Origin of the sequence: Microcella sp. (assembly GCF_030645145.1) — a bacterium.
Lineage (GTDB): Bacteria > Actinomycetota > Actinomycetes > Actinomycetales > Microbacteriaceae > Microcella.
Window position 1 is genome coordinate 32,598 of the sequence record NZ_JAUSMI010000085.1, and the last position, 10,145, is coordinate 42,742.

The 10,145-nt window shown below is 72.2% G+C and carries 6 protein-coding genes; 4 read left to right on the plus strand and 2 right to left on the minus strand.

Going from position 1 to position 10,145, the window contains the following annotated elements; genetic code table 11:
• Nucleotides 1–49: 49 nt before the first annotated feature.
• A complete protein-coding gene (locus tag Q7T15_RS05570; RefSeq protein WP_304694117.1) occupies nucleotides 50–3,814 on the minus strand; it encodes a multifunctional oxoglutarate decarboxylase/oxoglutarate dehydrogenase thiamine pyrophosphate-binding subunit/dihydrolipoyllysine-residue succinyltransferase subunit in 3,765 nt (1,254 codons plus the stop codon).
• Nucleotides 3,815–3,945: 131 nt separating this feature from the next.
• On the opposite strand from Q7T15_RS05570, the gene Q7T15_RS05575 reads away from it, so the two are divergent.
• From Q7T15_RS05575 to Q7T15_RS05585, 3 genes are all read left to right on the plus strand, one after another.
• Nucleotides 3,946–5,385, plus strand: coding sequence for a GuaB1 family IMP dehydrogenase-related protein (locus Q7T15_RS05575; RefSeq protein WP_304694119.1), 1,440 nt, complete (start codon nucleotides 3,946–3,948; stop codon nucleotides 5,383–5,385).
• Nucleotides 5,386–5,533: 148 nt separating this feature from the next.
• On the plus strand, nucleotides 5,534–6,856 hold the full coding sequence (locus Q7T15_RS05580) for a hemolysin family protein (RefSeq protein ID WP_304694121.1): 1,323 nt from the start codon (nucleotides 5,534–5,536) through the stop codon (nucleotides 6,854–6,856).
• Nucleotides 6,853–7,902, plus strand: coding sequence for a hemolysin family protein (locus tag Q7T15_RS05585; RefSeq protein WP_304694123.1), 1,050 nt, complete (start codon nucleotides 6,853–6,855; stop codon nucleotides 7,900–7,902). Before Q7T15_RS05580 ends, Q7T15_RS05585 begins: the two co-directional genes overlap by 4 nt.
• Nucleotides 7,903–7,978: 76 nt before the next feature.
• Here the strand turns inward: Q7T15_RS05585 and Q7T15_RS05590 are convergent, their stop codons facing one another.
• The gene (locus tag Q7T15_RS05590) at nucleotides 7,979–9,073 is read right to left on the minus strand and encodes an NADH:flavin oxidoreductase/NADH oxidase (RefSeq protein WP_304694125.1); all 1,095 of its coding nucleotides are present in this window, start codon (nucleotides 9,071–9,073) and stop codon (nucleotides 7,979–7,981) included.
• A 151-nt stretch (nucleotides 9,074–9,224) separates the two neighbouring features.
• Between Q7T15_RS05590 and Q7T15_RS05595 the strand changes: the two genes are divergently transcribed.
• Nucleotides 9,225–10,070, plus strand: a complete 846-nt coding sequence (locus Q7T15_RS05595) for an ADP/ATP-dependent (S)-NAD(P)H-hydrate dehydratase (protein WP_304694127.1) — start codon at nucleotides 9,225–9,227, stop codon at nucleotides 10,068–10,070.
• The last annotated feature ends 75 nt before the right edge of the window (nucleotides 10,071–10,145 follow it).

The following is a 10,145-nucleotide window of genomic DNA, read 5'->3' on the forward strand; positions in this document are numbered from 1 at the left end:
GGGCCCGCCCCTCCTGACGGAGGGAGCGGGCCCGTTCGGCGTACTGGGCCTAGTCGCCGAGCGCGGCCTCCATGATGGCGGCGTGCTCTTGCGCGCTGCGCTTGGTCGACCCGGTCGCGGGCGACGCGGATGCCGGGCGCGAGATGACGCGGACGGGCCGGCCCTCGCGCTTGGCGCTCTCGAGCGCGAAGAACGGCCACGCGCCCTGGTTCTCGGGCTCGTCCTGCACCCACACGAGCTCCGCGTTCGGGTACCGGTCGACGACCTCCTGCAGCTCGACCTCGGGGAGCGGGTAGAACTGCTCGAGCCGCACGAGCGCGACGCCCTCCGTGCCGCGCTTCTCGATCTCGCTCTTGAGGTCGTAGTGGATCTTGCCCGCGTGCAGCAGGACGCGCCGCACCGACTGCGGGTCGGTGATGTTCGCGTCGTCGAGCACGGGCTCGAAGCGGCCCTCGGTGAAGTCGGCGACCTCGCTCGTAGCGCCGCGCAGTCGCAGCATCGCCTTCGGGGTGAAGACGATGAGCGGGCGGCGCGGGCGGGCGTAAGCCTGGCGGCGCAGGAGGTGGAAGTACGACGCGGGCGTCGACGGGCGCGCGACGGTCATGTTCTCCTCGGCCGCGAGCTGCAGGTAGCGCTCGATCCGCGCCGACGAGTGGTCGGGGCCCTGGCCCTCGTAGCCGTGCGGCAGCAGCAGCACGACGCTCGAGCGCTGGTTCCACTTCTGCTCGGCGGAGGAGATGAACTCGTCGATGATCGTCTGCGCGCCGTTGGCGAAGTCGCCGAACTGCGCCTCCCACAGCACGAGCGAGTCGGGGCGCTCGACCGAGTAGCCGTACTCGAAGCCCATGGTCGCGTACTCGCTGAGCAGCGCGTCGTAGATCCAGAGCTTGGCCTGGTTCTCGGCGAGGTTCGCGAGCGGCAGCCACTCCTGCCCGTTGGCGCGGTCGTGCAGGACGGCGTGGCGCTGCACGAACGTGCCGCGGCGTGAGTCCTGGCCCGACATGCGCACGGGCGTGCCCTCCATGAGGAGGGAGCCGAGCGCGAGCAGCTCGCCGAAGCCCCAGTCGATGCCGCCGTTGCGGCTCATCTCGACGCGCTTCTTGAGCATCGCCTGCAGCTTGCCGTGGATGCTGAAGCCCGCGGGCGGGTTGTCGTGCGCGTCGCCGATGTGCTGGATGACCTCGACCGGCACGCCCGTCGTCTCCGGCTCCGCCGCGATGGTCTCCATCGCAGGCGAGGTGACCGCGCCGGCGCCGACGACGGGGATCTGCCCCGTCTGGACGGCGTGGGTCTCGGCGAAGGCGACCTCGAGGCGCTCCTGGAAGTCGCGGTGCGCGGCGTCGAACTCGTCCGGCGTGATGTCGCCGCGGCCGACGAGCGACTCGGTGTAGAGCGTGCGGACGGAGCGCTTGGCCTCGATGAGGTTGTACATGAGCGGCTGGGTCATCGAGGGGTCGTCGCCCTCGTTGTGGCCGCGACGGCGGTAGCAGACGAGGTCGATCACGACGTCGCGCTTGAACTCCTGCCGGTAGGCGAACGCGAGCTCGGCGACGCGGACGACGGCCTCGGGGTCGTCGCCGTTGACGTGGAAGATCGGCGCCTGGATGGTCTTCGCGACGTCGGTCGAGTAGTTCGACGAGCGCGCCTCGCCGGGTGGCGTCGTGAAGCCGACCTGGTTGTTGACCACGACGTGGATCGTGCCGCCCGTGCGGAAGCCGCGCAGCTGCGACAGCTGCAGCGTCTCGAGCACGACCCCCTGGCCCGCCATCGCCGCGTCGCCGTGGACGAGCACGGGGAGGACGCCGAACTGGCCGTCGCCCTTGCGGTCCTGCTTCGCGCGGACGATGCCCTCGAGCACGCCGTTGACGGCCTCGAGGTGCGAGGGGTTCGCGGCGAGGTAGACGGGGATCTGCTTGCCGCTCATGGCGGTGAAGACGCCCTCGGTGCCGAGGTGGTACTTCACGTCGCCCGAGCCCTGCACGCTGCGCGGATCCTGCGTGCCCTCGAACTCGCGGAAGATCTGCCCGTACGTCTTGCCGGCGATGTTGGCGAGCACGTTGAGGCGGCCGCGGTGGGCCATGCCGATGGCGACCTCGTCCATCTCGGCCTCGGCGGCGCCCTGCAGGATCTCGTCGAGGAGCGGGATGACCGACTCGCCGCCCTCGAGGCTGAAGCGCTTCTGGCCGACGTACTTGGTCTGCAGGAACGTCTCGAACGCCTCCGCCTGATTGAGCTTGCCGAGGATGCGCATCTGCTCGTCGTGCGTCGGCTTCTGGTACGGCCGCTCGAGATGGTCCTGGAACCAGCGCCGCTGCGCCGGGTCGGCGATGTGCATGTACTCGAGGCCGACCGTGCGGCAGTACGAGTCGCGCAGCACGCCGAGGATCTCGCGCAGCAGCATCGTGCGCCGGCCGCCGAAGCCGCCCGTGACGAACTCGCGGTCGAGATCCCAGAAGGTCAGCCCGTGGCTCGCGATGTCGAGGTCGGGGTGCGAGCGCTGACGGTACTCGAGCGGGTCGACGTCGGCCATGAGGTGGCCGCGCACGCGGTAGGAGTTGATGAGCTCCTGCACGCGCGAGGTCTTCGAGACCGCGTCGGAGAGGTCGACGTGGATGTCCTGAGCCCAGTGGATCGGGTCGTAGGGGATCCGCAGGTCGGCGAAGATGTCCTCGTAGAAGCCGCGCTGGCCGATGAGCAGCTCGTGCACCTTCTTGAGGAACTCGCCCGACCCGGCGCCCTGGATGACGCGGTGGTCGTAGGTGCTCGTGAGAGTGATGGTCTTGCCGATCCCGAGCTCGGCGAGCGTCGCGGGCGAGGAGCCCTGGAACTCGGCCGGGTACTCGAGCGCACCGGCGCCGATGATGGCGCCCTGCCCGCGCATGAGGCGCGGCACCGAGTGCACGGTGCCGATGCCGCCGGGGTTCGTGAGCGAGATCGTGTTGCCCTGGAAGTCGGCGGCGGCGAGCTTGTTGTCGCGGGCGCGCTTGACGACGTCCTCGTAGGCAGTCAGGAAGTCGCCGAAGCCCATCGACTCGCACTTCTTGATGCCGGGCACGAGCAGCGCGCGCGAGCCGTCGGGCTTGGGGAGATCGATCGCGATGCCGAGGTTGATGTGCGCGGGCGTGACGACGACGGGCTTGCCGTCGACCTCGTCGTAGAAGACGTTCTGGCTCGGGAACTCGCGCAGCGCGCGGACCATCGCCCAGGCGATGAGGTGCGTGAACGAGACCTTGCCGCCGCGGGCGCGCTTGAGGTGGTTGTTGATGACGATCCGGTTGTCGATCATCAGCTTCGCGGGGATCGTGCGGACGCTCGTCGCGGTCGGCACGCTGAGCGAGGCGTCCATGTTCGCGGCGAGCGACTTCGCCATGCCCTTGAGCGGGGTGACGGTGTTCTCGGCCGGATCCTCGGCCGTCGCGGCGGGGGCGGAGGTCGCCGCGGGCGCCTGCGCCGGGATCGGCTGGCGCTGCGGGGGAGCGGAGGTCGTGCGGGCGACGGGCTGGCTGCCCGTGATCGGCACCGAGGCCGGGGGGACGGACGACGCCGCGGGGGCGGAGGCGGGGGCGGCCTCGGGCGCATCCATCGCCACGGGGGCGGGGGCGGGCGCCGGCGCGGGCTCCGAGCCCGACGCGGGCGGCGGGGCGTCGGCGAGAGCCGACTGGTGGTACTTCTCGAGGATCGGCCACCACGACGGGTCGACCGAGTTCTTGTCGGTCTTGAACTGCTCGTACATCTCGTCAACGAGCCACTCGTTGGCACCGAACTCGCCCGCGGCGCCGCCGTCGGGGCTCACTCCGGTCACTTGGCTTGACACAGCCGACCGCCCACTTCCGTTTCGCTAGATGCTCGGATCGATTGGGAACCCTCGCTGGTCCCCAGCCCGTCAAGCCTACCCACTGAAGACCGGTCCCCCGCGCGCGAGAGGCCCGCCGTAGGCTGAAAGATGTGCGATTCTTCGACGAGCGACCCGCCCATGATCTGACGTACTCCGACGTGTTCCTGGTGCCCGGTCGGTCGGATGTCGGAAGCCGCCTGAGCGCGGACCTGACGGTCGATGATCCGACGGCCCTGGGCATCCCCATCGTGGCCGCGAACATGACCTCGGTGACGGGTCCGCGCCTCGCCGCCGCCCTCGCGCGACGGGGCGGGCTCGGGGTCCTCCCGCAGGACACCCCGCTCGGCGAGCTCGACGCCGCGATCCGCGCAGTCAAGGCCGCGCCCGTCATGCTCGACCCGCTCGTCGCCGTGGGCGTCGAGACGACTATCGCGGAGGCGCTGCGCCGGGCGCCCGATACTCAGGGGGCCCTGCTGACCGTCGTCGACGCCGACGGGGCGCCCGCGCGGTGCATCCCCGTCAGCCGCCTGCGCGGCGCGCTGCCCGATTCGCGCATCGGCGACCTCGTGGGCGACCCCGTCCCGGCCCTCGACGACGAGGACGTCACCGACCCGCGCCAGGCGTTCGACCTCATCGACGCGGCGGGCGTCGAGGCCGTCGCCGTCATGCACCACGGTCGAATCATCGGCTCGCTGAGCGCGCGCAGCGCCGTGCGCGCGACGCTCTACACCCCGGCGACGGATGCCCGTGGCCGGCTCCGCGTCGCGGCCGCGATCGGCGCCAACGGCGACCCGGCGGCGCGAGCAGAGGCGCTCGTCCAGGCGGGCGTCGACGTCATCGTGCTCGACACCGCGCACGGCCACCAGGAGTCGATGCTCGCGGCCGTGCGGGCTGTGGCTGGCAAGAGGCTGGGCGTCCCGCTCGTCGCGGGCAACGTCGTCACGCCGGAGGCCGTGCACGACCTCGTCGAGGCGGGAGCGGACATCCTCAAGGTCGGCGTCGGACCGGGCGCGATGTGCACGACGCGCATGATGACGGCCGTGGGGCGCCCGCAGTTCTCGGCCGTGCTCGACACGGCGCAGGCGGCCCGCGAGAAGGGCGCTCGCGTCTGGGCCGACGGTGGCGTGCGCTACCCGCGCGACGTCGCACTCGCGCTCGCCGCGGGTGCTTCCGCCGTCATGATCGGCTCGTGGTTCGCCGGAACGCTCGAGGCGCCCGGCGAGATCGAGGTCGACGAGGAGGGGCGCTGGTTCAAGAGCTCGTGGGGCATGGCGTCGACGCGCGCCGTCGAGCAGCGGTTCCGGCGGCTCGACGCCTTCGACCGGGCGCGGAAGACGCTCTTCGCGGAGGGCATCTCGAGCTCGCGCATCCTTCTCGACCCGCAGCGGCCCTCGATCGACGACCTGCTCGACATGATCACCTCGGGGCTGCGCTCGTCGATGACCTACGCGGGCGCGGCGACGCTGCCGCAGTTCCACGAGCGCGCGGTCGTCGGCGTGCAGTCGGCCGCGGGGTACGAGGAGGGGAAGGCGCTGCCGGTCTCCTGGTGATCGGGCGCGTCGTCGCGGAGGCGCCCCCGGGCATCCGACGCTCAGCCGCGCCGGGCGCGCCTGGCTATACTTCCTCGCATCATGGATGACCCGCCGTCTTCGCCGTCCGACCCCAGTCATAGTCCCTCGCCGATGATCGGGGGCACCCGTGGGCGCTGAGTGGATCCTCCTCGGCGCCGGTGTGCTCCTCACCATCGGCACCGGCTTCTTCGTCGCGAGCGAGTTCGCGCTCGTCAATCTCGATCGCTCCGATCTCGAGGCGCGCCAGGCGCGCGGCGAGAAGCGGCTCGGGCCCACGATCGCGGCCCTCAAGATCACCTCCACGCACCTCTCGAGCGCGCAGCTCGGCATCACGCTCACGACGCTCCTCACGGGCTACACGATGGAGCCCGCGATCTCGATGATGCTCGCCGGCCCCCTCACGGCCCTCGGCCTGCCCGAAGGTGCCGTGAGCATCGTCGGAACGATCATCGCCGTCGTCATCGCGACGCTGCTGTCGATGATCGTCGGCGAGCTCGTGCCCAAGAACTTTGCGCTGTCGCTGCCGCGCCAGACGGCGAAGTTCGTGATCCCTTTCCAGGCGCTCTTCACGACCGTGTTCAAGCCGGCGATCTCACTGCTCAACAACACCGCGAACTCCATCCTTCGCGCGGTGGGCATCGAGCCGAAGGAGGAGCTCAGCGGCGCGCGCACCGCCGAGGAGCTCGCCTCGCTCGTCCGCCGCTCGGCGAAGGAGGGCTCGCTCGAGGCCGACACCGCGACCCTTCTCTCGCGCACGCTCGCCTTCTCGCAGCACTCGGCCTCCGACGTGATGACGCCCCGCCCGCGCGTGGCGAGCATCGACCGCTCGGACTCGGCGCTCGCCGTCATCGAGCTCGCACGCCGCACCGGCTTCTCCCGCTTCCCCGTCACCGACGACTCGATCGACGACATCGTCGGCATCGTCCACGTCAAGCAGGCCGTCGCCGTGCCGCACGATCGCCGCCCCGACGTGCCCGTCTCCGCTCTGCAGAGCGACGCGCTGCGCGTGCCGGAGACGATGATGCTCGACACGCTGCTCGCCGAGCTGCGCGGCCGCGGCTACCAGATGGCGATCGTCGTCGACGAGTACGGCGGCACCGCGGGCGTCGCGACGCTCGAGGATCTCGTCGAGGAGCTCGTCGGCGAGGTCTCCGACGAGCACGATCGCGTCCTCGTCGGCGTCGTCCGCTCGCGCGACTGGCTCACCTTCCCCGGCATGCTCCGCCCCGACGAGCTCCGCGATCGCGCGGGCGTCTCCGTTCCGGACGACGGCCCGTGGGAGACCGTGGGCGGCTGGATGATGTCCGAGCTCGGGCGCCTCCCGGCCGTCGGCGACGTCGTCGAGATCGACCCGGGCGCGTTCCGCGTCGAGCGGCTCGACGGCCGCCGCATCGACCGGGTCCGGTACACGCCGAGACCGCGCACCGACGATGAGGAGGCCGGCCGATGATCAGCGACTCCGACTGGTGGGGCCTCGTCTGGCTCGTCGTCCTCCTCGCGGGCAACGCCTTCTTCGTCGGCGCGGAGTTCGCCGTCATCTCGGCCAAGCGCTCGCAGATCGAGCCGCGCGCCGACGCCGGCTCGCGTGCCGCGAAGACCGCCCTGTGGGCCATGGAGCACGCGACGCTCATGCTCGCGACGAGCCAGCTCGGCATCACCGTGTGCTCGCTGCTCATCCTCAACGTCTCCGAGCCGGCGATCCACCACATCCTCGAGATCCCGCTCGAGCTCACGGGGCTGCCGTACGAGGTCGTGAGCGGCATCGCCTTCACGATCGCGCTGCTGCTCGTGTCGTTCCTGCACGTCGTGCTCGGCGAGATGGTGCCGAAGAACATCTCGTTCTCGCTGCCGACGCGCTCGGTGCTCCTGCTCGCGCCGCCGCTCGTCGCGGTCGCGCGCGTGTTCGGCTTCGTGATCGTCGCCCTCAACGCCGTCGCGAACGGCGTGCTGCGGCTGTTCAAGGTCGAGCCGAAGGACGAGGCGACGAGCGCGTTCACGCTCGAGGAGGTCGCGACGATCGTCGAGCAGTCCCAGCGCGAGGGCCTCCTGCACGACCGCTCCGGCGCGCTCAGCGCCGCGTTCGAGTTCACGACGAAGAAGGTGCACGACGTCGCCGTGCCGATGGACGAGCTCGTCCAGCTACCGGAGGACGCCTCGCCCGCCGACGTCGAGCGGGCCGTCGCGCAGCGCGGCTTCAGCCGCTACGTGCTCGTCGATGAGGATCGCGAGCCGACCGGGTACGTGCACCTCAAGGACGTCATCGATCTCGACGAGGACGAGTTCGACGACCCCGTGCCGCCGAAGCGCATCCGGCGTCTCGTGTCGATCCTCGCGAGCGCGGATCTCGAGGACGGCCTCGCCGTCATGCGCCGCTCGGGCGCGCACCTCGCGCGCTCGGTCGACGCGCAGGGCCGCACCACGGGCGTGCTCTTCCTCGAGGACATCATCGAGGAGCTCGTCGGCGAGGTGCAGGACGCCACCCGGCGCCGGCCCTAGGCGGGTTCTCGCGCAGACGGCGACGGCGCCGCTCCCGAGGGGGCGGCGCCGTCACAGTGCGCAGGGGATGCGCCCCTTAGAAGAACGCGCGACGGTACTGCGGCGGAACGAGCTGCTGCAGCGCGGCCTCATCGCCGAGGTCGCGCGCGAAGCTCAGCGCCGCGTGCGGGTCGCGCATCCACTTGCGCCCCATGAGGATGGCGTCGGCCTGGCCGGACTCGATGATCTCCTCCGCCTGCGCGGCCTCCGTGATGAGGCCGACCGCGGCGACGGGCACGTCGCCCTCCGAGCGCACGTGCGCAGCGAGCGGCACCTGGTAGCCGGGTCCGACGGGAATGCTCGCCCGGACGAGGCCGCCGCTCGAGATGTCGAAGAGGTCGGCTCCGGCCTCGAGCGACCACGCCGCGACCTGCGCGGTCTGCTGCTCGTCCCAGCCGCCCTCCGTCCAGTCGGTCGCCGAGAAGCGCACCAGGACGGGCACGTCGACGGCCGCGCGCACCGCGCGCACCGTGTCGAGCACGATGCGGGCGCGGTTCTCGAGCGAGCCGCCCCACGCGTCGTCGCGCGTGTTCGACAGCGGCGAGAGGAACTGGTGGAGGAGGTAGCCGTGGGCGGCGTGCACCTCGACGAGATCGAAGCCCGCCGCGACGGAACGGCGGGCGGCGTCGGCGAAGGCGGCCACGACATCCGCGATGCCCTGCTCGTCGAGGGCCGCCGGGGTGTCGTAGCCGTCGAATGCCACGGCCGACGGGGCGACCGTCTGCCAGCCGCCCTCGCTCGCGGGCATCGTGCCGCGGCCCGAGTAGCCCTCGCGCGTCTCGCCCCACTCGGGGTAGATGCTCGCCTTGCGGCCGGCGTGCGCGAGCTGGATGCCCGCCGCCGAGCCCTGCGAGTGGATGAAGTCGACGACGCGCGCCCACGCGTCGGCCTGCGCATCGTTCCAGATGCCGGTGTCGTGCGGGCTGATGCGGCCCTCGGGCGTCACGGCGGTCGCCTCGGCGATCACGAGGCCGGCGCCGCCGCGCGCGAACGAGCCCAGGTGCACGACGTGCCAGTCGGTGGGCACGCCGTCGCGCTCGTCGACGGAGTACTCGCACAGGGGGGCGACCCACAGCCGGTTGCGCAGCGTGAGGGAGCGGACGGTGAGCGGGGAGAAGAGCGCGGAGGTCACGAGTCAATGCAAGCAGGGGGCGGGCTGAGGTATTCCTGGGCGCGGTCTGACGGTGCCGGCGTGCGGCGGGTGCGGGGCGTGCGGCGGGCGCGGGGCGTGCGCGTGCGAGCGGGTCGACCGGGCGTGGAGCGCCGATCGATAGGGTGTCGGCGTGACAGGCCCGACGCAGTTCCTCCCCGACGACGCCGCCCGACTCATCGCCGTCCCCGGCGAGACCGACGACAAGTACCGGCGCGGAGTACTCGGCATCGTCACCGGCTCGGCTCAGTACCCCGGCGCCGCGGTGCTCGGCGTCGAGTCGGCCCTCCGCACCGGAGTCGGCATGGTGCGCTACCTCGGCCCGGCGCGCGCCGCCGACCTCGTGCTGCAGCGCCGCCCCGAGGCGGTCACCGAGCCGGGGCGCGTGCAGGGGTGGCTCCTGGGCAGCGGGATGCCCGTGCCCGGGCCCGGCGCGGAGCGCGACGCCGCCACGCGCGATCGCTTCCACCACGCGCTCGAGTCGGACCGCCCGCTCGTGCTCGACGCCGGCGCGCTCGACCTCGCCGCCTCGTCGACGGCGCCCACGGTCATCACTCCCCACGCCGGCGAGCTCGCCCGGCTCACAGGCGTCGAGGCGGACGCCGTGCGCGCCGACCCGCTCGGCTCCGCCCGGCGGGCGGCCGAGCGCTTCGGAGTGACCGTGCTGCTCAAGGGGCACACGACCCACGTCGTGGGCGCCACCGGCGAGGAGCTCGTGGCGCGGACGGCGCCCGCGTGGCTCGCGACCGCAGGCGCGGGGGATGCCCTCGCGGGCATCCTCGGAGCCCTCGTCGCGACGCATGGCGACGCGGTCGTCGACGATCCGGCGCTGCTCGGCCGGCTCGCGGCGGCCGCCGCGGTCATCCACGGGCTCGCGGCGCAGCGCGCCTCGGCCGGCGGGCCGTTCACGGTGCTCGACCTGTGCCGCGAGCTCGGCCCGACGATCGCGCAGCTCGTGAAGTACCGCCCGCTCGTGTAGCGCGGGCCGCGCCGGGCCGCGCTCGGCCGCGCCGGGCCGCGCTCGGCCCCACCCAGCCGCATTGCCGCGGGCCAT